The organism is Leptolyngbya sp. PL-A3 (assembly GCF_039962325.1).
Taxonomy (GTDB): domain Bacteria; phylum Cyanobacteriota; class Cyanobacteriia; order Elainellales; family Elainellaceae; genus Vacuolonema.
Map to the genome: position 1 here is coordinate 22,786 of NZ_JAMPLB010000047.1, position 24,978 is coordinate 47,763.

Annotated in this window: 13 protein-coding genes; 4 read left to right on the forward strand and 9 right to left on the reverse strand. The window is 51.4% G+C overall.

Annotated elements, in window-relative coordinates:
• Positions 1-337 precede the first annotated feature (337 nt).
• The 4 genes from NDI52_RS25405 (at position 338) to glpK (ending at position 5,147) form a co-directional block, all read left to right on the forward strand.
• Complete coding sequence (locus NDI52_RS25405; protein ID WP_190772795.1) at positions 338-1,348, forward strand: SDR family oxidoreductase; 1,011 nt, start codon at positions 338-340, stop codon at positions 1,346-1,348.
• Between the two features lie 285 nt (positions 1,349-1,633).
• On the forward strand, positions 1,634-2,047 hold the full coding sequence (locus tag NDI52_RS25410; RefSeq protein WP_190772796.1) for a hypothetical protein: 414 nt from the start codon (positions 1,634-1,636) through the stop codon (positions 2,045-2,047).
• A 182-nt stretch (positions 2,048-2,229) separates the two neighbouring features.
• Positions 2,230-3,570: an FAD-dependent oxidoreductase gene (locus NDI52_RS25415; protein ID WP_190772797.1), complete on the forward strand. Its 1,341-nt coding sequence runs from the start codon at positions 2,230-2,232 to the stop codon at positions 3,568-3,570.
• Between the two features lie 68 nt (positions 3,571-3,638).
• Positions 3,639-5,147 carry a glycerol kinase GlpK gene (gene glpK / locus NDI52_RS25420; RefSeq protein WP_190772798.1) on the forward strand — a complete coding sequence of 503 codons (1,509 nt, stop codon included), beginning with the start codon at positions 3,639-3,641 and terminating at the stop codon, positions 5,145-5,147.
• A gap of 98 nt (positions 5,148-5,245) precedes the next feature.
• Here glpK and NDI52_RS25425 read toward each other — a convergent pair whose 3' ends face one another.
• The 9 genes from NDI52_RS25425 to NDI52_RS25465 all read right to left on the reverse strand — a co-directional run bounded on the left by NDI52_RS25425 (position 5,246) and on the right by NDI52_RS25465 (position 24,651).
• Positions 5,246-7,060 (reverse strand): response regulator, encoded by a 1,815-nt coding sequence (locus NDI52_RS25425; RefSeq protein ID WP_190772799.1) that lies wholly within the window; start codon positions 7,058-7,060, stop codon positions 5,246-5,248.
• Between the two features lie 24 nt (positions 7,061-7,084).
• The gene (locus NDI52_RS25430) at positions 7,085-8,047 is read right to left on the reverse strand and encodes a diguanylate cyclase (RefSeq protein WP_190772800.1); all 963 of its coding nucleotides are present in this window, start codon (positions 8,045-8,047) and stop codon (positions 7,085-7,087) included.
• 112 nt (positions 8,048-8,159) lie between these two features.
• The gene (locus NDI52_RS25435; protein WP_190772801.1) at positions 8,160-11,261 is read right to left on the reverse strand and encodes a response regulator; all 3,102 of its coding nucleotides are present in this window, start codon (positions 11,259-11,261) and stop codon (positions 8,160-8,162) included.
• A gap of 66 nt (positions 11,262-11,327) precedes the next feature.
• Entirely contained in the window at positions 11,328-15,425 is a 4,098-nt protein-coding gene (locus NDI52_RS25440) for a PAS domain S-box protein (protein ID WP_190772802.1), read from the reverse strand.
• A gap of 607 nt (positions 15,426-16,032) precedes the next feature.
• A complete protein-coding gene (locus tag NDI52_RS25445; protein ID WP_199308057.1) occupies positions 16,033-16,437 on the reverse strand; it encodes a hypothetical protein in 405 nt (134 codons plus the stop codon).
• A gap of 421 nt (positions 16,438-16,858) precedes the next feature.
• The gene (locus NDI52_RS25450) at positions 16,859-17,431 is read right to left on the reverse strand and encodes a hypothetical protein (RefSeq protein WP_190772803.1); all 573 of its coding nucleotides are present in this window, start codon (positions 17,429-17,431) and stop codon (positions 16,859-16,861) included.
• Between the two features lie 781 nt (positions 17,432-18,212).
• Positions 18,213-19,160 carry a UV damage endonuclease UvsE gene (locus NDI52_RS25455; RefSeq protein WP_190772804.1) on the reverse strand — a complete coding sequence of 316 codons (948 nt, stop codon included), beginning with the start codon at positions 19,158-19,160 and terminating at the stop codon, positions 18,213-18,215.
• Between the two features lie 218 nt (positions 19,161-19,378).
• Positions 19,379-23,152, reverse strand: a complete 3,774-nt coding sequence (locus tag NDI52_RS25460; protein WP_190772805.1) for a hypothetical protein — start codon at positions 23,150-23,152, stop codon at positions 19,379-19,381.
• A 125-nt stretch (positions 23,153-23,277) separates the two neighbouring features.
• On the reverse strand, positions 23,278-24,651 hold the full coding sequence (locus tag NDI52_RS25465) for a peptidoglycan-binding protein (protein WP_190772806.1): 1,374 nt from the start codon (positions 24,649-24,651) through the stop codon (positions 23,278-23,280).
• Between the last annotated feature and the right edge of the window lie 327 nt (positions 24,652-24,978).

A 24,978-nucleotide genomic window follows, 5' to 3' on the forward strand; every position in this document is an offset into this window, starting at 1 on the left:
GGAATAGGAAACTATAGTTTTCCATTTCATATTCATATATCTACTCAGCAACAGAAGAAAATACATTAGTTCGGACAGTTTTTCTGAAACCCTTGATTTTGCGTGCGCTTCGCGCACGCAAAATCAAGGGTTTCAGAAAAACTGTCCAGAGTATTGAAAATAGAAGTTACACATTTTGCTGCAGAGCACGAGTTTAGCAAGATGAAAGATAGAGCTGTAGCTGTTTCTGCTCAATCCCTAGGAGATGGATCCTGGCTTGCCTAGATCTTTCATATGACAGACGTTATCGCTAACAAGCTGACGTTATTCTCCGGACATCAAGACAGGAGTAATATTCATGCAACTGAAGCCAATTCAGGATCAGGTTGCCGTCGTCGTTGGTGCAACCAGTGGCATTGGTCGAGCAACCGCCCTTCAGTTTGCCGAACAAGGAGCGAAGGTTGTTGTTTCAGGACGGTCTGAAACAAAGCTAGCATCCCTAATGGATGAAATGCGCAGCCTTCCCGGTGAGGCAACTCCAATCGTGGCTGAGGTCGCTGATTTCAATCAGGTTAAGGCGATCGCGGATAAAGCCATTGATGTTTATGGGCGGATAGACACCTGGGTACATACCCCGGCAACGGCAGTGTTCGCTCCCTTTGAGCAAACAACCCCCGACGAATTTAAGCGTATTGTTGAAGTGAGTTTGCTGGGACAAGCCTACGGAGCTATGGCAGCTCTTCCTCACCTGAAGCAAGGGGGCGGAGCTTTAATTCATATTTCTTCCGTGGAAGGGACACGAGCGTTGCCCTTGCAGAGCGCCTATGGAGCCTCCAAGCATGGCATTGAAGGCTTCCTGGAGGCGCTGCGGGTTGAGTTGAAACACGAAAAGGCTCCCGTTAGCGTCACCAGCATTCGTCCAGCCGTTATCAATACGCCCTTCTGGAACAATGGTTTGACTCGCTTAGGGGTGCAGCCCGCTGGCCCACCACCTTACTATGACCCTCGCTTAGTGGCTGATGCGGTGCTATATACGGCAACCCATCCCACTCGCGATTTCATCGTGGGGGATGCAGGCCGCGCAGTGGATTTGATCCAGCGGATTTCTCCGGCTTTAATGGACACTATCCTACTTCAGATTGGTTTTCCCATGCAGGACTCGCGCAGGCCCAAGTCTGAGGATGACCCCAACAATTTATACGAGTCTGTGTCAGATCCAAAGCACAACCGCATTGATGGTGATTACAGCCACCTTGTGGCTCCCAGTGTTTTAGATTGGGTCGATAAGAACCCAATGCTGAAGTGGGGAGCACTGGTCAGTCTGGCCGCCATCTTTGCCCTAACCCAAGGAATTCGGGAAGGTTCTTAATCATGCCGTTCCTGGACTGACAAATGTAAGATGCTCACTCTCAACTCCTGTTCCAACATGGAATAGGAGTTTGAGAGTTCTTACCAATTCTAGGGTCTGCTTTAAATGTTGTTTTTGATTGCACAAAGCATACAAAAAATACCCTTCCAGCCAGCTTTAAAGCTCACTCTAGAATAATACTTTTTCCTGAATGAGAAGGGGTTGGGCGGTAAGGAAATACGTTCTGTAAGTGATGAGCCTGTCTCCACAGCGAACCTTTATAAAACCTCATTGAGAGAAGTCGTCATGAATGATTTGGCATTCTGGAAATCTGTTTTCCTAGCAAAGTCTGTCATTACCGCTGCTGAAGGTGCAGCCCTGTTTATTGGAGATGCCTGGTTGCGTTACATTCTCCATGCACCACCGCTGGTCAATACAGAATACTCTCAATTGTTTTATGGAGTTGTATTTTTCATTGGAATTGCCTACAGTTGGGTAAGCAGTGATGTGGTAAGGAATCTCGGCATTATCAAATTTGGTGTTTGTGTGCAAACCTTTGTATTTGTCGTTTTGGCTTATCACACGTTTGCCGGGAACATCCACCCGTTGTACTTTACACCTGGCATTATCGACCTGATCTTTGCCATTCTCTACAGTGTATTTCTAGTGCAGTATTCTCAAAATTCTCCTGAGCCTGTTCTGGGAAGCGATCTTGCTTAAAAAGATATGGTTGCGAGGCATCAAACCAATGGTTTCACGCCTCGCAACCATATTAGAGCCTGTTTAAAGATCATTTTTTCACGCGCGAAGCACATGAAAAAATGATCTTTAAACAGGCCCAAAACCAAGAATGTATAGAAAGCGCATGGAGGAAATTTTCATAATATAGGAACTTAAGAACTATGAACTGTGATTATGAGCTTCTGGTGATTGGAGCCGGCTCTGGTGGATTAGCGGCAGCGCAACGGGCGGCATCTTACGGGGTAAAGGTAGCGATCGCAGAACGCTTCAAGCCCGGAGGAGCCTGTGTCAACTATGGCTGCATCCCCGAGAAGCTGCTGGATCATGCGGCGAGCTTTCGACGGCTCAATCACGTGGCCATCCATTACGGATGGGGAGAAGACCAGCGGCAGTTCCACTGGCCAGAGTTCGTGGAAGCGGAAGAACAGCACATTGACTTCTTGAATGCCTTACACCAGAAGCATTTAGAAGATGCTGGAGTAACCTTGCTGCGGGGTCAGGCCTACTTCGCAGATGAGCATACAGTAATAATTAATGATCAGCCCGTTACCGCTGACAAAATTCTCATTGCTGTGGGCGCAAAGCCCTGTAAGCCCGCAATTCCCGGTATTGAGCATACTATCACCTGGCATGAACTCTATTACTTGAAAGAGCAACCAAAAAGCGTTGCCGTGATGGGAGGTGATCCCATCGGTGTGAAGATTTGCGGCAGTCTCAATGCCCTTGGCTCTCAGGTAACGCAAATTATTCTAGAAGATCGCATTCTTCCGCTTCTAGACGAAGAATTGATTTATGTCATTCAAGACCGTATGCAGCAACATGGTGTCCAATTATTAACGCAGCGGGTGGTCGAGAAAATTGAACCCATTAGCGAAGGTTTCGCGCTTAGTCTGGTCGGTCATTCTGCACCCCTCATTGCTGCATCCGTTCTTGCAGATACGGGTCGCATGCCAGATACCGATGGGCTACAACTCGAAAATGTAGGGGTAAAGCTAGCTTCCGGCATGGTTCAGGTTGATGAGTTTAGTCGCACCCACTGCCCACACATTTTTGCGATTGGTGATTGCACCGGACGAATGCCCCTGACCCCCAGTGCGATCGTCCAGGGGCGTATCTTTGCTGATAGCGAGTTCGGCAATCACGCTAAACCTGTTCGTCTGGATTTAATTCCAATGTCGTTATCGTCGCATCCAGAAGCCGCGACGGTGGGGTTATCTGAGGCACAGGCCCGCGATCGGTATGGGGAGGCGATCGCCTGCTACCGCAAGCACTTTCGCCCCCTGCTCTACGCCATCACCGGTCTGGAGGAGAGAACTTTTATGAAAGTGGTCGTGAACCGGGAGGATGGCGATCGCATTCTCGGAATCCACATGGTCGGTGAAGGTGCCGTGGAAATTGTGCAAAGCCTCGCCGTTTCCCTCCGCCTCGGTGCTACGAAACAGGACTTAGATGCAACCATCGGCATCCATCCCTCCAGCGCTGAAGAATTGTTCTCGCTCTAGAGTCTGTTTTGTACACGAATGATAAGCCTTTTGCATTGTAGAGTAGGATTGGATTTGGCAATGGGATTATGGCCGTTTCTCCTCAATACATTCTCGCTTTAGATTTAGGCACAACCGGTAACCGGGCGTTTGTATTTAATGCGGCGGGGCAAGTTGTCAGTCAGGCTTACCAGGAGTTAACCCAGTATTACCCTCAACCGGGTTGGCTGGAGCATGACCCTATGGAAATCTGGCAGGCGACCTGTACTGTCATGCAGTCTGCCATTCAACAAGCGGGGATCCAACCGTCTGAGATCGCAGCTATGGGTCTGACGGTGCAGCGCGAAACCTGTTTGCTGTGGGATAAAACTACAGGCCAACCTCTGCATCGTGCCATTGTATGGCAGGATCGCCGTACAGCCTCCCTTTGCCAAAAACTACAAAACGAGGGGTATGGAGCCGAGATTTTTGAGCGAACGGGTTTGGTCATTGATGCGTATTTTTCAGCGACCAAATTGGCATGGCTCTTAGAACACACTGTTCAGGCAGAAAACGTTGCGCTAGATCAGGTTTTAGCCGGCACGATCGATACCTGGATCCTGTGGAATCTCACTGGACGCAACGTGCATGCAACGGATGACAGTAATGCGAGCCGCACGATGTTATACAACCTGACAACCCGCCAATGGGACGAACGGTTGTTATCACTATTCAATATTCCAGCCCACCTCTTACCCACTATTCAACCCAGCCTGGGATACTTTGGTGCCACCGATCCCCAGGTGGCCGGAGCTGAAATTCCAATCATGGCAATTTTGGGTGATCAGCAAGCCTCGTTGTTTGGGCATGGGTGCGATCGCCCCGGCCTGGTCAAATGCACCTACGGTACCGGTAGCTTTCTCGTCGCTCATACAGGGAACCAGATTGTGCGATCGCCTCACCAGTTGATTGCCACCATCGCCTGGAGCCAGTCAAGTGCCGAGGGCGAAACTACGGCTGGCTATGCCCTGGAGGGTAGCATGTTCACCACTGGAGCCTGCATTCAGTGGTTGCGGGATGGACTGGGGCTAATTCGCACAGCGGATGAAACAGATGCATTAGCCCAACAAGTCTCTGATAATGGAGGTGTCTATTTCGTTCCGGCTCTGAGTGGCCTGGGTACGCCCCATTGGGATATGGATGCTCGGGGGGCGTTTTTAGGGATCACCGGAGGTGTGCAGCGGCCTCACATGGTGCGAGCGGTGCTGGAGGCGGTCGCCTACCAGGTGAAGGAGGTCGTTGAGGCCATCAACAGTTCTGGGGCAGCTCCTATTGAGCGCTTAAAGGTGGATGGAGGAGCCTGCCAGAATAATTTCTTGATGCAGCTTCAGGCGGATGTGTTGGGCATTCCGGTAGAGCGACCCAGGATGCAAGATACTACGGTGCAGGGCGTAGCCTTTGCCGCAGGAATAGCCAGCGGTTTCTGGCCATCGAGGGATGGGTTGCAGGGCAAGCAGGTTGTAGACCGGGTATTTGAGCCGGGGGAGGGAGGTGAAGAGGCGATCGCCAACTTTGCCACCTGGCAGAAAGCAGTGGAACGCGCAAAGCACTGGGCCTAGATTGAGCTTCCTCCATGGATTTTCCGGCTTCACCACACAACAATTCACGCCCCACAGTGTGTAGAAGGCGAGACGAAGCCCTGCCTCTACGGCTCTCATTAGCCCTGATCCATAGCAAGTAGAACGGTAAAACGGGTTTGATCAGGGTTACTTTCGACCTGGATATGGCCTTGCATCTGCTCAACAAGCTTTTTCACCAGGGTTAAGCCTAAGCCTGTACCGCCATGCTTCCAGGGGTCGTTATTGGGAATGCGGTAGAACTTGTCAAAAATGCGGGGGAGTTCAGTGGGCATAATCTCAACCCCCGTGTTGGTGACGGAGAGACGCAGCTTGATCGGCTCTGTTCCTTCATTTTGGGCAGAAGCTCTGGCCATGACAGAGATCGTCCCTCCGGCCGGGGTGTACTTACAAGCATTACTGAGCAGTTCAGTCACTACGCGCGTTAGGCTCAATGGATCGAGATTGAGGGTTGGAAGATCTGGGGCGATGGTTACATTCAGGCGTTGCTGCTGATTGTGGGCACGCGCCTCAAAGGGTTCGAGCAGATAGGGGATAAAATCCTGAAGGAAAACTGGGGTGGGCTGATTGTCGTAGGTTCCAGCTTCAATATGCTGAAGGTGTAATAAATCTTCCACCAGGGCGAGCTCACGATCGCACTCCTCCTGCAAAACCGTCAAGTATTGCACAGCCTTTTGCCGATGCTCCATGGAGTGTTCCATCATGTCGACGAAATTCTGTCCCTGATCGGTCAGGTTCATCAGCAATTTCAGAACCATTTTCATGCTGGCAACGGGCGATCGCAACTCATGGGAAATCGTACTCAAAAAGTCATCCTTAAGCTGATTCAATCGCTCCAATTCTCGTACCTGCGATTGGGCGGCCTCGTAGAGTCTGGCCTGACGGAGGGCGATCGCGCATTGATTAGCGGCCTGCTGCACTAAATGGACTTCCATCGCACTGAAGCTGGCGTAAACCTCCCGGAACAACCAGAGATCGCCTAGAATCCCTGATTGGTCTACCTGATGGTCAAAAATAGGGCAGGCCAGAATGGCTGAGTGATGACGAATAGCGGTGGGTTGAATTTGGCAGAACGCGAAGCAGAGCCGCTCTTGTAACTGCTCATATAACTCTGGGAAATCGGCCATGTACAGGGTTTGACCCTGGGTTACTGCTAGCCCAGGCTGAAGCCACTGATACCGAATAGTAGAGGTTGCATGATCAGCACTGTAGAGGGCAGCATCACAGCAATGCACATTGAGCACCTGGGCCAGGGTCTCAACCGCAGTTTGTAGAATCTGGTTTTGATCAAGGGAATCTCGCACCTGATCAGAGATGCGTTGCAAGGCTAGTTTCAGGTTTAGAGCCTGTTGTAATTCTCGGGTACGGGCTTCAACTCGTTGCTCCAGGTCAGCGTTCAGTCGCCGGACTTCTGCTTCAACGCGCTGACGCTCTTCAATCTCCTGGTGCAGTTTTTCGTTCTTCTGAATAACCAGCGCTTGTTGTTCCAAAATTTCTTTTTGCTGTTGCCGGATGAGAAGCTGATTTTTAATGCGAGCGAGCACCTCCATCTCATGGAAGGGTTTGGTAATATAGTCTTGCCCACCCACCTCAAAGGCGTAAACTTTATCACTTACATGATCAAGGGCGCTGATAAATATGATGGGGATATGCTGAGTTGTAGCCGAAGCCCTCAACTGTTGGCAGACCTCATAACCGCTCATCTCCGGCATATTAATATCCAGCAAGATCAGATCAGGTGGATCTCGGAAGATGGCTTGTAGAGCCATTTTGCCGCTCAATGATTTGCGTACGAGGTAATCATGGGATTCGAGTATTTTTGCCAACAGTCGTAAGTTATCTGGCGTATCATCCACCAGTAAAATATTCGCGATGGAGGGATTGGATGATACCATGGCACGTTTGCGATCAAGGATAAGTCAATGGCGTATTGAGTACTTAGCACGTTTATGCTCATACATGAGTTGATCAGCCTGGGCTATGAGTTGAGTCAGAGAAAAGCGATCGCCCAGGTTACATTGGCTAATACCAATACTCATAGATACCTGTTCAGCAGGTTCGCAAGTTTGATTGAAATTGCAGAGATTTGTCTCTAAACGATGACTGACATCTGCGGCATGGTCCGGACAAGCTGGAATAAAGACCGCAAACTCATCGCCGCCTAACCGCCCTACAATGTCAGCATCGCGAAAGGTTTGCTTGAGTAATTGAGCTGCATGGGTGATCATGCGATCGCCCACGGCATGGCCCAAAGTGTCATTAACGACTTTTAGTCCATCCAGATCAATAAACACTAAACAGCACGGCATCTGACTGCGCCAAGCAGCTTTAAGTTGGTGCTCGGCCAGGACAAAAAAGCCTCGTCGGTTATAAAGGCCCGTTAATTCATCGGTTAAGGAGAGCTGCCTGACCTCTGCTTCTGCTTTTAGCCGTTCTTTAATTTCCTGTTCTAATCGTTGGTTTTGTATCAAAAGTTGTTGTCGTTGCTGTTGAATGAGAAGCTGATTTTTTACGCGCATTAATATTTCTAGCTCTTGAAAGGGTTTGGCAATGTAGTCTTGCCCTCCGATTTCAAACGCTCGAACTTTATCATTGATCTGATTCAAAGCACTAATAAAAATAATAGGAATATGGGCTGTGCTTTCAGATGCTTTTAACTCCTGGCAGACAGCATAACCACTGATGTCAGGCATATTAATATCTAACAGGATTAGATCGGGAGGATCGCGGTAAACTCCCTGAAGCGCCATCCTGCCTGACAAAGATTTACGTACCATATACCCCTCAGCCTCCAGGATGCGGGCCAGCAACCGTAAGTTATCAGGGGTATCGTCAACAATTAAAATATTCGTCTCAGTAACAGATTTTAGTAAGGTAATCATAGCGTTCCTGTCCCAACGAATTCGGGTGTTTCTTCTACAACTCCTAATTTTGTAGACGCCTTAGATACACAAAATTAGGAATTACAGAAAAAATACCCAAGGTGTTGTTTATCTAACATTGAGTGAGGTTGGCGATTGTCTCCAATTGAAAGTTGTCAACCAGAAATTTCATCACACCAATTAGGTTTTGCTCCTCCGTAGGAATTTGAGCAATTAGCTGACGAAGCTTTATATCGTTCAGATCCAATGCAGCTTCATGAACTTGAGTTACCCATTCTAATCCCATTATTCCCAGTTCCTGAGAAGTCAAGTACTTTTCTTGATGTGTGGCCGCTCTCAACGGTATTTCCTCCGCATAACGGTAACGGATTCCTAAGTGATATGCCATTTTGTTAAACAGCACGCTTTCAGTAAAGGGTTTTGCGATGTAGTCGGTGCACCCCGCCTCGAAGCAAGCTATTCGATCATTGTCAAAAGCATAGGCCGTTAAGGCAATAATAGGCGTGCTACTTTTCTGGAGGACGGTTCCTGCCTGCAAGAGAGTGGTCTGAGCTTCCTGCATACGAATTTGCCGGATGGCCTCGTAGCCGTTCATTTCAGGCATTTGAATATCCATCAGAATGAGGTGTGGATGCCAGGCCTGCCAGTGGGCGATCGCCTCAACACCATTCTTGACGGCTTGCACCTCAAATCCTATAGATTCCAGTAAGGTCACCAGTAATTGCCGATTTTCGGCGACATCTTCAGCGACCAAAATGCGAGGGGTGGGTTGTCCGGGAGCCAGGCCAACGACAGAATATTGCAATTCAGGTTCCACAATATCTAATCCTTCTGGCAGGCGCAGAACTACCTGGCAAGTAAATGTAGAACCCCGGTTTACCACGCTCCGAACAGTCAGGGTACCCCCCATCAAGTTGGCAAACTGACGACTGATTGAGAGCCCCAATCCGGTGCCCTGAGCATGACGGCCCTGATCCGTCTGAATGAATGCTTCAAAGATGGAGTTCAAATCTGTACTGGCAATACCCGGGCCTGTATCTTCCACGTCAAACTGGAGAACAATGGGCTGCCGGGAGGAATTGGAGTGTGATTTTAAGTGTGTGAAGTCATTGCAGGATAATGCTTTAACTCGCAGGATGACCTTTCCTTCTACGGTAAATTTGATGGCATTACTCAGCAGATTGATCACAATTTGGCGAAGCTTGGCCTCGTCACCGCAGACATAGCACGGCAGATTATCATCCTGTTCAGTTTCAAGCCGTAGACCCTTTTCTGATGCCTTTAAGGTGAACATCTCTTGAATGGACAAGATTAAGCGATGAATATCAAAACAGGATTCGGTTAAGACCAGTTGTCCGGCCTCAATTTTTGACATTTCCAGGACGTCATTAATCAGGGTCAAAAGATGTTCACCACTGCGGCTGATAATACCCAACTGTTCTCGAAACTCGGTGGGAGTTTCCTGGTTGCGAGCCATCAGTTGAGTGAATCCCAAAATGGCATTCAGGGGGGTTCGCAGTTCATGGCTCATTTTGGCCAGGAACTGACTTTTGGCGCGGTTGGCGATCGCCGCTCGCTCTGCCGCTTGTTCCAACGCCGCCTGGGAAAACTCCAGGACTGCAAGCATCAAGGTGTTGCGCATTTCTGCTGCAGCTTCCAGTTCCGCTAACTGCCAGGGGCAAGACATCTCCTGCACCGTTTCCTTCCAGAGCTCAAAGGATTTCCGGGGATTGAGGCGCATGTTGCCAACTTCATCAACACTAATAGCTGACTGCGGATTCCCAGCCCAATTCACAGTTTGGACTTGTTCGGGTCGAAACCAGAGAATGTGGTATGACTTTTGCTTCACCTGACTCAGGACAATGGAAATGGCCAGGATGCCGCTGGCACAATCCTTAAACTGCCGGGCCGGGGGGTATAAAGCGGGAAGCGTACTGGTCGCAAACACCCGCTCTCCAGGTGATAGTTCAGAGTTGGGTTGGTTGCTTCGGTGCTCCCCCAGCCAGGTAATTAAGGACTGCACCTCATCGCTAGAAGGTGTTTGCCCAATGAGGGTCAACTGACCATCAAGGAGTAAGGCGGCTCCCTGGGCATGAACCAGATTCAGGAGTTGCATCGTGTTGTCTGCGAGCACTTGTTCGATCGCGCTGGCATCTCGCAAAAAAGCCCATTGCAATTGATCTTGAATAGCCTTGACTTGCACCCGGTATTCGTTCAACTCACGCTCTTGTTGGTTAACCAATTCAATGGAGGCAAATTGGCCTAAAAATTCACAGGTTTTGCGTAATTCGTAGTCCAACAGATGGGGGGTGTAGTGATGGCAGGCGATCAATCCCCACAGCTTTTTATCGTCAATCAGTGAAATGGTAAATGTCCCCGCAACACCCATGTTTTGCAAGTATTCCACATGGTATGGCGATACACCTCGCAGAACACAGGTACTGAGATCCAGTGATGAGGGCTTGTCGCTGTCAAGGATGAGTAAACGAGCCGAGGAAGCACTGACATCAGGGATTTGACGTACCCAATTGTGGCGGAAGAGTTGACGTGCCGGAACAGGAATATCGAAGGCGGGAAAATGCAGCCCCAGGTAGCTATCGAGATGGGGCTCCTTCTCTTCGGCAATGACCAATCCATGCTCATCCGCCTCAAATCGGTAAACCATGACGCGATCGAATCCTGTCAGCGCCTTGATTTCTTGGGCAAGAATTTGAGCTAACTCCTCCAGGTTTGTGGACCGGCGAAGGCTCAGGGTTGCCATTTGGAGCCGATGGTAGAACTGAATGGAATGGGTTTTGTTGATGGGCGTGTGGGGTTCCAATTCCAACAAAAGGCCGTTTGACATTCGATGCAACGTGCAACGGAAAGCCCTTTTTCTTAGATGGGCCTGATGTCCTTTACGTTGAAATTTCAGGTCGAATGGATTGTGCAATTCCAGATTAGGATGAGCCAAAATCTGCCGCAGATGCTCGAGCTGTTTTCGGGAACATATTTGTTGTAAAGACCGGCCCAGTACCTTCGCAGCAGGGATACCCAGAAAGGCCTCTGTGTTATCGCTCACCTGCACAATCTTGAGGGTTTCCTCCTCTAGCACCAACACCATTCCATGGGGCTGGATATAACCAGGAGCGTAGACGGATGCGTCATCACACACCTCCAGAGAGGCCAGTTTTGTAGCAGTTAATAAAGGAGTAAGTGCGATTTGTGACTTCATGGTGGTGGCGAGAGCAGGAATGAAGGAAGGGAAATCCGGGACAACCCACAAAAACTTTAGGAACTGCTAGTGCTCAACGGGTTGGTGGAGCAGGTGTAAAATGTGCTCAAATGCAAACTGGTCAACCAGATCAAGCAGAAAGGTGGCGAGCTGAGTCGCCTGCGTGGGCAATTGGGCTACCAGTTCGGCGATCGCCCGGTCATTGCCACAGATCGCAGCATCCTCCAGAGCCTCTAACCAGGAGGCGGGCTGGGAAGTGAGTAAGGCCACATAAGGCTCGTTGGCATGAGGAGAGGCTGCTGGGAATGGAGTGATGGCCACATCCGGTTCTGCATAGATATACTCCAATCCCAGATACTCCCTCATTTTCAGAAATAGGGTCTCTTCACGGAAGGGCTTGCTGATATAGTCATCGCAACCCGCAGCCAGAGCGAGGGTGCGATCGCTCTGGGAGGCTTGAGCGGTAAGGGCAATGATGATACTATTGGCCCCCTGTTCCAAAGCTCGAATTTGCCGGGTGGCCTCATACCCATCCATCCCGGGCATCCGAACATCCATCCACGTGAGGTCAGGGTACCATTCCTGCCAGAGGTGAATTGCATCCTCCCCATTACTGGCTTCCCGCACCTCCAGTCCTGGCTGGGAGAGCAATCGCATCATGAGTGTACGGTTTTCGAGTTGGTCATCTACGACAAGAATGCGGCGAAGGGGTTGTCCGGGAGTTAGGCCGATGACAATGCGATCGCTGGCTTCGGGGACAACACTAACCCCACTGCAAGGCTGCACCGGGAGAGTAAGGGTAAAGGTACTTCCCTGTCCCAGGGTACTCCTGACGGTAATACGACCCTCCATCAATTCCAGCAATTTGCGGCTGATGCTTAGCCCCAATCCCGTACCGCTGGCAGATTGTCGCCCAGCCTTCGCTTGCACAAAAGCATCAAAGATTGTGGTCAGTTCGTCCTCGGCGATGCCCGGCCCGGTGTCGATGATGGTGACCTGGAGCGTCAGGGGGGCAGGGGCAAGTGGATAGGTGGAGGGGTAGGGCCTAGACTTAGCGTCTCCACCGGGCCACTCAGCCACTCGGCCACGCGTCGGCTCCTTAATGCGCACCTGCAGCGTGACACTTCCCCGATCCGTGAACTTAATGGCATTGCTCAAGAGGTTGAGCAGGATTTGGCGCAGTTTTTGAATGTCGGAAAGAATGAATTGAGGAACTTCGGGGGCAATGTCAAAGAACAGGAGTAACCCTTTGGCTGTGGCGCGTTCGGCCAGCATGGTACGCAGGGAATGCAATAGTGCGATGAAGTCAAATCCGCTCAGGTCAATGGTGCTATAGCCAGCTTCAATTTTGGAGAGATCCAATACGTCGTTAATCAGATTCAGTAGATGATCGCCGCTACGGCGAATGGTTTGCAGGTCGGATTGTTGCGGGAGGGTGAGGGCCGGGTCGTGGGTCATGACCTGGGCAAAGCCGAGAATGACGTTGAGAGGGGTACGAAGCTCATGACTCATATTGGCGAGGAACAAACTTTTGGCCAGATTGGCCGCTTCTGCGGCTTCTACGGCCTGGCGCAGGGCTGACTCACGGCGTTTGCGATCGCTCACATCCTGCCCAATACCCAGGGAATGCCCGTTGGAAAGCTGCACATTGGCCCAGGAGATGTCGAGGTTCCGTCCAGACGCGGTTTGAATGGTAAAGTCATGCCATTTCCCACTGGCTGCCAGTCGATGGGCGCGCATTTGGTGTCGTGCGTCTGGGGAGCTGTTATGTTGAGCCGGAGTATCCAGGTGTTGCCAGTCTGCCAGTGACCAACCCAGTACCTTTTCCAGTTCGGGGTTGACCAATTCCACCTGGCCTTCCCCATTGAACAACACAATCATGAACGGAATGTGGTTAACAATGGCCTGAAAGATTTCTTTCTGGTGGCGTAGTTCAGCTTCGGCTTGTTTGCGATCGCTAATATCCCGATAGGCTCCAATCATGCGGAGTGGCTTACCATTGGCATCATGAACAACGACCTTGCCATAGTCTGTAATCCATTTCCACGTGCCAGATTTGCATCGAACCCGATAGTCACAGGTATAGGTGTGTGAATGATCGTGCAGGTGAGCTGTGAGGCACCTCAGCACTTCTGCTTGATCGTCTGGGTGAATCGTTTCCTTCCAACTGGGTAAATCCAGGAGTACCTCACCAGGCTGGTATTCGAGGATCTCTAGATAGCGATCGCTATGGTAAATATCTCCCGTTTGCATATTCCAATCCCATAGCCCATCCTGGGAGGCATCCAAAGCCAGCTTCAGGCGTTCCTCACTAAATTGGAGATTGGTCTCAGCGTGTTTGCGATCGCTCACATCAATAGCATTGCCAATGATGCCCCTGACATGGCCATCTGCGTTGGTAAAGGGGCTGATAGTGGTTTGATACCAGCGGGTCATTCCGTAGCGATCTTGAATTTCTTGATCAGGAAAGGTGATGGGCGTAAGGTTTTGAATGACAGCTTGGTTCTGGCTAGCAAATTCCTTCGATTGCAAAAGGTTCTCGTTGAAGTCGCAATCCTGTTTACCAAGCATCTCGCTAATGGGAATGCCATAGATAGCAGATGCTGCTTGATTGACGATCAAGAATTTTCCCTGTTGGTCTTTCACAAAAATCGAACTGGGAACAGCATCGATTACCTGTTGCAAAAAGTTCTTCTGAGCTTGCAGCTCCGCCTCAGCCTGTTTGCGGGCGGTAATGTCGCGTACCATCACCAGTACATCATGTTGAGGAAGGGGTACCACACGCAACTCTTCATGGCGCTGTTGCCCACCGAGAAGAAACTCATGCTCATAGACCTGTAGTTCATGGCTTTGCAGAGCCTGGTGGATGGACTCCAGACGTAATTGAGCGAGATGAGGGGGCAACACTTTGTTCAGCGTAGCGCTGGCTGCGATCTGATTTGGGTAGAGATGATCAAAGCCATTTTTAGACATAAAGTCCACATAGCTTCCATCAGAACGCATGTGAATAAGGAGGTCTGGAATGGCTTCGATGATGGCTTGCTTAGTGGCTTCACTCTGGCGTAATGCGTTCTCAGCTGTTTGGCGTTCTAATTCCATGCGTTTACGTTCACGCAGGGCAGCCTGCTGCTCATTAATATCAATGAACGTCACAACGACCTGAAGGAGCTGATGATTTTGATCAAATTCTGGAAATGCGTTTGCTAATAGCCATCGCGGAGGTTTTTCTGCTTGCTGGATGCCCAACACAACGTTTTTGAGAGGAGCCCGAGTCGCTAAAACCTGGTTCACAGGATGGCAATCCGGAGGGATGGGTAAGCCATCCTCATCGGTAAAATGCCAGGTTGGATCCATTTCATCTTTTCCCAATGAGCCCATGGAAAGACCCAACAGATCACAGGCGATTTGATTGCACATCAAAATCTGGGTGGCTGTCCTATGAATCACAAAACCTGCGTTGAGATTTTGGATTAATCGTCGATAGCGTTCTTCGCTTTCCCGCAAACCGACTTCAGTTTGCTTCTGCTCTGTAATATCGGTGTGAGAACCTGTCATACGAACTACACGCCCGGCATCATCCCAGAGCGCCTGCCCACGGTCAAGAATCCACTTATAGGAGCCGTCTTTACACAGTACTCGATGCTCCGTGATGTAAAACGGTGTTTTTTTCGCAAAATGATCTTGAATGGCCTGGGTAACCCAGCCTAGATCATCGGGGTGAACTCGTTTTGACCATTCATCGATATGATTAGCAATTTCATGGTCTGCAAACCCTAGCATTTCCTTCCAACGGCTGGAAAAGAAAACGTCGTTTGTTTGCACGTTCCAGTCCCAGATGCCATCGTTATTACCCCGCAGTGCAAGTTGCCAGCGTTCTTCGCTTTCTCGCAGGTCTTGTTCAATGAGTTTCCGCTGGGCAATTTCGTGGTGTAGCTGCCGATTGAGCGCCTGGATAGAGGTTGTTTGTTGGCGTAGATAGACCATGAAAGCGATCGCCCACCCGCCCACGGTCCCCAACAGCACCATCATGGTCAGGATTGAGGGTGCTTCACAGAAGGCCTCTCGATGGGTCCAGAAATGCCATATTTCTAAAATCAGAATTGTGGCGATCGTGGCTGAGCCAAAAACCGCGCCAATGAGAGGAAACCGTCGATAAGCGCTCATAGTTTTTAACAGAGTACCCCTCTTAGGATTCCCTGACTAGGGACGCAAACATGAGAGATTTACGGCGTGAATGTTTAATCAAATATGAAATATGGTTTCAGCTAGAGAGTCATACAGATTGGAGAAAGTTTTATTGATAATTCTTAATCCGTAGGTTGTGTTTGATGAGCTATAGTTCCAGGTTCTGTAGATGGGGTACGCAAGTAGTCTCTCCTAAATACCCCATTTACAGGATTGCAGGATAACGCTAAAACCCAGATTTTTTCATTGCGAAGCGAAGCTCCCACAATATAGCAGTTCTCATTTTGAAATCAGGCCCGAAAACCGCGCGCCTTTGGCGCGCGGTTTTCGGGCCTCAAAGCCAAGAGTTCACGTCCTACGGGCGTGAACTCTTGGCTTTGAGGCCCATACTAAGAATTACTGCCCACAATAAAAATCTGGGTTTTAGAGGTAGTTTTATTAATATTTAAGTGCTTCTTAAGCGCTTATTCCTTTCAAAAAGCTGTTTTTTCGTGTGCAAAGCACACGAAAAAACAAATCTTCCAAACAGCTTTAAAACAGGCACTAGGCAGGTGGGTATCACAGCCTGTTGGAGAGGAAGCGGCGTTTATCCTTTTAAGACTTGATCGAGTAGATTCCGGGCAGGTTGGGCTTTGTCTAACGCAACCTGGTAGTCGGTGTAAGACCGTACCAGGCGAGAGAGGCCCCCAACCCCGACTTTTAGTTGTTCCAATTCGTCGCCGGAAACCAGTTCACCGTCCAGCAATCGCCCCACTAAAGGCTTGATGTCGCCTACTTCCTGACGGGCTTTTTGAAGTTTTTCGACGGTACTCAACAGAGTTTTGAGTGAACTGAAGATTTCGTCGATTTGCTGCATATCGGCAATGGGCTCAGACGAAGTGCTAGCAGGCTGCTTGCTGGCTTTGTCTGCAGGGGTAGATGATTCTCCGGAGGAGGCACTGTGAGATCGCTCGGCCGGGGTATGGGTTTCAACCTCTTTAGTCGGCTTCATCAACATTTCCTTTAAGAATTTCTTTCAGTGTATAGCAAGCATTTAGTTGCTTAGGGCCGTCGGTTTTGAAAACTTGTACGTTTCACCAGTTTTCAAAACCGACGGCCCTAAAAATTACAAATAAACCAATACCTCCGCCATTTTTCTCAAGCCCTTGATTTTGCGTGCGTAACGGGCACGCAAAATCAAAAGCTTGGGAAAAATGGCGAGCATGGTGCAAAATAACCTGTCATTCTTTTTGTGGGAGTGGCAACTTCGTACCGTTTTCACAAAAAGAATGACAGGTTATTCAGTACACGGTCCTGAGCAGATCTCCTAAGGTTATATAACCTTGCACAATCTGGTTAGGCCAGTTCATTCTTGTTGAGTGTGGTGGGTTTCACAGGCCACACTCAATAAAAATGCGTCAGCATTGGATGATTTAGGCTGATTTGAATAAGCGGTTGAAGCCGTACCGTACCAGGCGGCGAATTTCTTCAACAGAAAGGGTAAGACGGGGTTTGTCGGGGTTTTCCATCAGACGCACCTGAGTAAACCCAAAAGATTCCACTCCCATCAGCCAGTAGAGCAGAGGAAGCACGTCTGAGATCCGCACAGGCTTTGCGTACAGATCGAGACGGGGTCCGTTAGGGTGGACGGTCAATCCATCCTGCCGCAGACGCTGCTGGACAGACTCGGGCAAGGTTTCCATGTACAGTAGCCATTGAAGCTGGGATTCGCATTCCAGGGAAACCAGGATTTGGCAATCGACACAGGATTCCAGGGTCATCTCGTGGCGATAGTTGGCTTTGTCGGTGATGACCAGGTGCTCACAGCCGACAGAGTCGAGGGCATCCGCCCAGATAGAGGCGATCGCCAGGGCTTTAGCCTTTGTCTCGTCGGGGGCAATGACAGTTAGAACACCTGTAACAATGTGAAACCGGACCCCCTCCAGGTGTTCCCAGAAGGTTTCGGGCAAGGCTCGTAGAATGGTTTCTTGCAGAATCGCGTCCATGGAGTTGCTCGCAGCATCGGCAGGGGAGGGCAGCTGAGCATCCTAGGCTGTACGGCATAGGGTGCAGTGTTTGGAGTAAGGTTAGAGAACCTAAGAGAAATGAATTTTCTATGGGTATCATGCATAAAAAATTCACGTTTCCAAACATCTCTAGTTAACAACGAAACCAGCTCATCAAAAAATCTCCTACCAGGGATAGATGAAATCTTTACAATTCACGACAATTGAATTAATTCGGCATAACGTGCTTGCGTTCAGATAACGACCCTGCAATGACTAAAGCGCACTTTTTCTGTCAGTAAGAGGTATTTCAACGTGAGCTTTTTCGAAGTGTTCCTTGCAAGCTGATGATGAAATAGCATTAACGCTTCGTGGGGCTGGCACAACCGGAACTCTCAAGAATTGAGGTCAGGAATCTGAGCTCTTGATGAAGTAGCCTGGGTCCGGATCAGGGGCGTTTTCGAGTGCTGCACGTTACATAAACACTCGAAAATGCCCATTTTTGGGTACGCTTCGCGTCGCAAAAATGGGTACTTCAGCTTAGCCCAAACTGGGATTAAGTTAGTGCTTTTGTCGCTTTACGCAATTTACAGCGCTTTTCAAACGCTTAAAATCCGGTTGTTTTTGTGAGAGCCGCGCGGAGCGCGGCTCTCACAAAAACAACCGTGGCTGATTCAAGTGCAAAGCGCTGTAAGCTATAGCCCTGATGGTGCCGTTGTGAAGCAACTCATCTCACGCTTTTCTTTGTTGCAATGGAAGCATTAATCTTTGTTACAGAAAACTAACTCAGTTGCATAGGCTGCAACCACTCTTGCCGGAGGCGGGCGATCGCTTCCTCCTTGTGCTTGGCTTCAATTTCAATCCAGGGCACCTGACGGAAGGCTTCGGGCATATTCCAAATCACATCACTATGGCTGGGATCGTGAAGGGAGTCGCGCCCGTTGGAGATGTGCACCAGCTGCCAAGTGGGATCAGGCCAGGTGCTACGGGCCTGGGCGATCGCTTCCGCAATGCTGGGGTCGTCGTAGCTGTCTAAGCGTTCGCGTACAAGGTGATGATGAGCATCGAAGACCATGGCAACCCCTGAAGCCTGACAGATCTCGAAAATGGATGTTGCACTATACATGTGCTCGTCATTCTCCAGGGTAAGCCGGGTACGAATAGGATCAGGCAGATCACGAATCACCTGGATTAACCGTTCTACGCGATCGCCTTTGCCCCCGTGGATGTTCATCGTAGTCCAGGGAGATTGGGGTTGGCCCATCAGGTCAAACTGGTAGGCGAGAGCGGATAGGACCGTAATGCTGTTCTCGATAACAGTGGGGTTATCGGAATTCAGCACAACAAATTGTTCGGGGTGTAGCACCAGACGGAGGCCGTACGCTTTGGCGCGATCGCCAGCCTGCCGCAATTGAGGAGCCAACTCATCGAGCAAATCGCGACCCAGGGGAGTATCGCCAAAGGGGAACAGGTTGGAGGGAAGGCGATACAGACGAATGGCCTGCTGATGGCAAAACTCAATGGCCTGGTTGAAGCGGCGCAGGTTCTCAAGATAAAGCGATCGCAATGCAGTGGTTTGCTCCTCTGGGCTCATCAGCAGGAGGCGCTTGCGAGTTAAGGTTTTGTAACGAACTGCTTGGGAGGTGGTGATACAAACAAGCCCTAATTCGGGGATTGCAACACTGGGGGATAAGCAGGACGGGCTGGTGGAGGAAGTCTGCACAGGCATAGACCTTAATCTGCACTTTCTTCCACTATGACAATGTGTAACAGACGAAAAATCAGCTTTTGGGTGGGGGTTTCCGTTGTTTTTGGCCGGATCTTTCTCCAGTGTTTGAATAGGCTGAAAAGCCCGTATGGAGGGATTTTTAGCCTATTCAAACTCAAAAATGGCTGCCTGGTGAAACCATCTCGAAGAGATAGCTCTACCAGGCAACTGCCCCTACCTTAGTCCCATTGCTCCAAAGCACCGAGCCAATAGCGAACGAACTCTGCAATTTGGGCGCGGCGAGCTTCAAAATTGGCCGCAATCCAGATGAAGAGGAGGCCCAAAGCAATACCAACGGCCCAGAGGAGAAGGGGGTAAAGGTCGATGAGCACGACTAACTGACGGAGAACCTGGTAGATGAAGGCAAGCGTGCCGACGAACAAATAGGCGCGGACTCGAAAGGCTAAACCCGCAATGACGAGAAGCAGGGCGATCGCCAGGGCGAAACCGGCCATCCCCAAGCCCCGCTCGGCTTCGTAAATGCTGGTCAGTACAATTAAGCCAACGGCTAGAATGCGCAACCAATGGCGATTCTGACGGCTGTTCGCCGTTTGCAGGTTAGGATCGACCTGGGCCAGATAGAGCAGGGATAGACCTATCAGCGACGCATAGGCCAAGGGTTCTTGAATGCCTTGCTCATTGAGCCATTGGAAAACGCCCCAGTTCGCCAACAGCACACTGAAGTAGCTCAACCGAACCTGATGCCTGACTTTAGCGACCCAGGCATAAAAGGCACCAACGATAAACAGCGATGGGGCAGCCGCCTGGTCAGCGAATAAAACAACGAGGGTGAGTGGAAGAATCAGGGCAGAGTTTTGCCAGGGGCGATCGCTCCAGCCAAGGCGAGGCCACGGTACCAGGTACATGGCGCAGGCGACAGGGGTAGCGATCGCGCCCGCCCAGGCCAGTAGTAACGCTGTATCAGGAACGGCAAGCCAGAGGCCGTAACCACAGGCCACGGTCGCCGCTGTGATACCGGCATAGGTTAGATTCTCCTGAGTGCGGCCCTGCCAGAGCGCATCAGCTGCCAGAATCAGAGCGACGCTAATCCAGAGCAGGCCACCCTGAAGGCTGCGGTCGAAGCTCAGTGCCATCAGGAGTAATCCACTGCCCAGAACCCAATGACCCAGCGCAAAACTCTTAAATTCATCATGGGTTAATCGCAGATAGGGCCCAATCCAGCGGCTGAGGAGGCGATCGCCGACCCCCAGCACCGCTGCCAGTCCGGCCAGCAGGACCAATCCATCCCCTGCTGCCCCGCCGGATGCCTGGCTGAGTTGATAAATCAGTAACTCATAGAATCCGGCCGTGATGAGAAGCATGGCCCCAAAGGTCACGGGTTTGAGCCGGGGGCGTCGCCGTCCCACCCCTAGCCCGATGAGCGCAGCGGCGAGGGTGTAGAGTCCGGTGGCAGGGCTGAAGGGTTGCCCATGTCCGATGATGATGCCAGCAGCTCCGTATGACAGAGGGATCAAATGCCAGCTTTGGCGATAGGGTCGTGATTTCCGAGCCGTCCAGAAATCTCCAGCAATTTGGGTTCCTAGCCCCAGAGCCAGGTTGGCGATCGCCCACATCTGTCCATCCAGTGGGGCTGTTGGCTGGAGGTTGTGGATGAGAGCCAGCAGCAACATTTCGACGGCGATGGCAAGGCTATAGAAGCCGGGGTTGCGAGGGGCCAGCCAGAGGCGATAGGCGATGGCAGCGATCAGCAGGACTATCCCTGCGGTCACTTGCCTGCTTAAGGGCACCTGCTCCGCAATGGTATAGAAAATGAAGCCATACAAGACGATGAACGTGCCGATGGAGAGGGCGATCGCCCATCCCGTCAAACTGGGTTTGTAAACCCGGCTGAGGGGGTTCTCTTTGCGAGATTGCCAATGCCAGAGACCCCATAAAGCAGCAATCATCAGGGGCAGCACTACGGGCCACTCAGGGGCTACTTGCTCCCGGACTTGCCAGAAGAGCGCACCGACAAACAGAAGACCCAACCCAATATGGGTAGTGGCATTGAGGCCAACTGATTGCCTACGGGTGTTGAAGAGTAATAACCCCGTCATCAAACCCAAGCTGAATAGCCGAGTTTCCCAGGTTTCATAGGTCAGAGCCTGGACGAGAACAGCCGCAGCGGTGCTACATCCAATTGCCGTTCTGTAAGGGGGAAAGGTGGGTAAATAGGCCAATCCAGTTAGAGCCAGAGGCACAGCCAGCCAGAGCCAGCCCCAGGGTTGAAGCACGGCTTCATTCCAAAACATCAGCCCACCCAAGCTGGCCAGCCCTAACCCGAGATGCCAGCTACTCTGGTGTACCCGAGACCAGCCAGGGCTGAGACAAAACCCCCACTCTACCAGAGCTGCCCCCAATAGCAGTAAGCTCCAGGTGGTGTAACTCAGCGTCGGGAAGGCCAGCGCAACCCAGGCCGCGATCGCCCCTAATCCTAGAAATTGTGCTCCATAGATGACCCAGCCCGGCAGCTCTTCCCGCCGACGGACGGTCACAATCAGGGTCAGGAAGGCAAGGCTGAGGGTGAGCGATCGCATCAACGGGTTAGGCAGACTTACAACCACCAGTCCGACGCCCAGGGCCAGAGCCAGGTGCTCAGCCGTACGACCTAGAGACCTTTGGGATTGGCGGTAGTACCAGTTCCCCACCAGTAGTGTCCCGATCAGGTAAGGAAACATGGATACGCCCAACGCGGCCCAGGGCATACCCGCAGGGCCAGCCTGTTGCACTAACCAGGCAAAAATTCCTCGACGGGTTTCTGGCGGGATCACGCGGCCCATCAACCAGTAGGCTTGTAAGCCCACCAAAAACAGTGAGGCCAGATCTTCTCTCCGCTGCGTGTGAAGCAACTGCTCCAAAATCAACCCAACACCGATTAGACTGACGGCGATCGCCTGGAGCGGGGGCTGAGCTCCCACCGTGACTCCCCAGCCGAGTAACAGCAAAGCTATCCCCAATTGCATCCACAAACGCCGGGCAGGGACGCGGCGAGATTGCCAGGCCAGAAGTCCACCACAAATACCGAAGGCCAGCCCCAGTTGAGAAAAGGGCACCTGGGCAACCCATAAGGCTCGCACCAGCAGTATCAGCAGGGATAACAAAATTACGATAATAGGCTGGCTCAACCCAGAACCCGTTGGGGGTTCACCCTCCTGGGAAGTCGTGGGAGGAAATTGGGCCGTCAAGGTCAGGGCGCTGCCGATGGTGGCTCCATAGCTGGCAATCAGGGCCATCCCAGCGATAGCCCAACCTCCATGCAACCAACTCAGGGCGACGATAGTTGCGATGACCCAACGGGGTTGGGCTGGCGGCTCAATGGTTGGTCGTAATAACGTGACCAGCATGGCGCTTAACATCAGGGCCGCCAGAGGAGCGATCGCCCAACCCCAGGGTTGCTGCCAGAGGGCGATCGTATCCATGCGCCAGAAATTAATTGGAATGAGCAGCAGGGTTGCCATCTGCACCATCTGGGTGGTGAGCTTCAGCGTCGGACGACGGGCCGTCCATGCCGTTGCTGCAAAGAAGGCCACGCTGTAAGCCAGCAAAACCAGGTATTGCCCTGTTGGAGAAAAGTTTTGCCATTGGCTGGCAGCCAGCACCCCTGAGGACACAATCACCAAAAACACGCCCAAAAATAGCAACCAGATGATGCTGATTTCTTCCATCAGGGCCTGGAGGCGTTGAGTTAACCAACCGGGTTCGGCGACCGAGCGAGGAGCGACGGCACGCTGTCGATTTGCTGCTGTAGGTTCAACAAAATTGCCCACAGGGGAAGGAGGAGCAATAGCCTGAGGGGATGGCAAAGGGCAAGTTAAATGGCGGTGGCAGAGTTGCCGTACTTGCTCATCGGAGAGCAAGCCGAGTTGCTGCCAGAGGGCTAACCCTTCGAGGAGAGCCGTATGGTGGGCAGGTACGACAACTTCAAAGCGAATGGTGGATTGGGGGTCTGTCACCGATTTTAGAACGCAAAGTGATCCCTATTTATATCAATCACCCGTCCGGTTGCGACAAAACAGTGATGGAGCTTCACACCTGCTTGCTAGTCCACCTGCCCCTACCCGCCAATAACAGTGGTTACTTATGCTGTTTTGCCGATAGTCAAGTTAAAAGACTTGTCGATAAACTCCCCACGGTTACTGGTGCGGCGAATGGTGATGGTTTTGTGAATGGGTTGACCCTTGCCATAGCGTTCCAGGCGACTCTTAAGAACACGCAGCTCATTGCCCCGCAACACAAATAAACCTTCAGCGCGATCGACTAGGGAATAGTGGAAGACCTCTTCTTCCAGGTCCGTTGCTGTGGCCGGAAGACGGGCGACGACTTGTTCGTCGGATAGATCGACAATGTCGCTATCGTGATCTTCCAGATAAGGAAAGAGATAGTCTTCCGAGGTGAGCCGTCCGGCATTCGCCAGTGCAATGGGGACTTCCTCTCCGATCGCTTCCACCAGCGGCATTTCTGGGGCAGCGGGCGGTGGAGGTGAGGCGATCGCGATCGGTTCAGGTAAAGGAGCCGGATGAGACTGCGGTGGAGGAGCCGGGGGTTTTGTGGGGGCTGCGATCGCGGCGACAGGTTCAGATCGGGGAGTGGGAGGGTTAGAGGGTTCGGTATTGGGAGCGGTTTCTGGGGGGTTGGGACTGGAGTGGTAAGTTGGGGGAGATTCAACGGGAATAGCGCGTTTTGTACGCCTGGCTTGATGCTGGCGCATTCCATCACGGATGATGATGACCCAGCCTGCTCCATAAATGACAGCCCAACCAACGATCCACAGGGCGTAGGAGGGGGAGTCCGTGTCAAAATCGTAGGTGATCGGAGCCCGTGGGCGATCCTGGGGCTGAGGCGTAGCTTCCTGGAGAACCTCCGGGGCTTCTGTTAGCTGGGAAGGCTTAGCTGCCTGGGGTTGAGGCGTGGCTTCTGGAGACGATTCTGAGGTCTCGGCTGGAGGTTGTGCTGGAGCCTCAGGTGATTGAGTCGTGAAAGACGCTGAAGAAGGGTCTGAGGGTGAAGTCAGGGTGGCCCAAGTCTCTGCACCAACCATGCCATCGTCAGGTAGATTGTGCGATCGCTGCCATGCTCGTACGGCTGCCTGGGTGCGTCGTCCAAAAATGCCATCTGTGGCGTCGGTGTAGTAACCCTGTTGTTGGAGCTGGGTTTGCAAGCTTTGCACCGCTTCTCCCCGGCTACCCAGTTGCAGGAGGGGTTGGACGGGTGCGGCAGCTGATTGTATCCATGCACGATTGGGTTGGGTGGCCGGAACGGAAGGGGGCGTCTGAGGTGTACGCGCAAATTCAGCCTGAGTAATAGCATCGGGTGTCTCGATGCTGGGGGTGGAGAAGGATGTTGTGGCGATCGCCACCGTCACGTTATCCCCCTGCTCCACATCGGTCTGCTGAATGGAAACAGGGCCAATCTCGGACGGGATGCAGTCAGGGCAGGTTAGAAGCATCACCATAATTACTGCTCAACTCGTTGGAGGGGCATGAAATTGTACGAATGGTGCAGGATTCAAGCCATGGGTAACGATCTTTCCTGGATATTTCCAGGGGAATTCACAACGGTCACAATTTTGCTTACCCCCCTTTACAAGCCACCATCCGGCAAACCGGATAATGCTTGACAAAAGTTTTATCCAGTTGCGCAATATTTACAGCGTTTTTCAAGCACTTAAAATCTGGTTGTTTTTGTGAGAGCCGCGCTCCGCGTGGCTCTCACAAAAACAACCGAATTTGATTCAAAGCAGTAAGGGGAGGGCTAAGCCCTCCCTTTACTGCTTTGAATC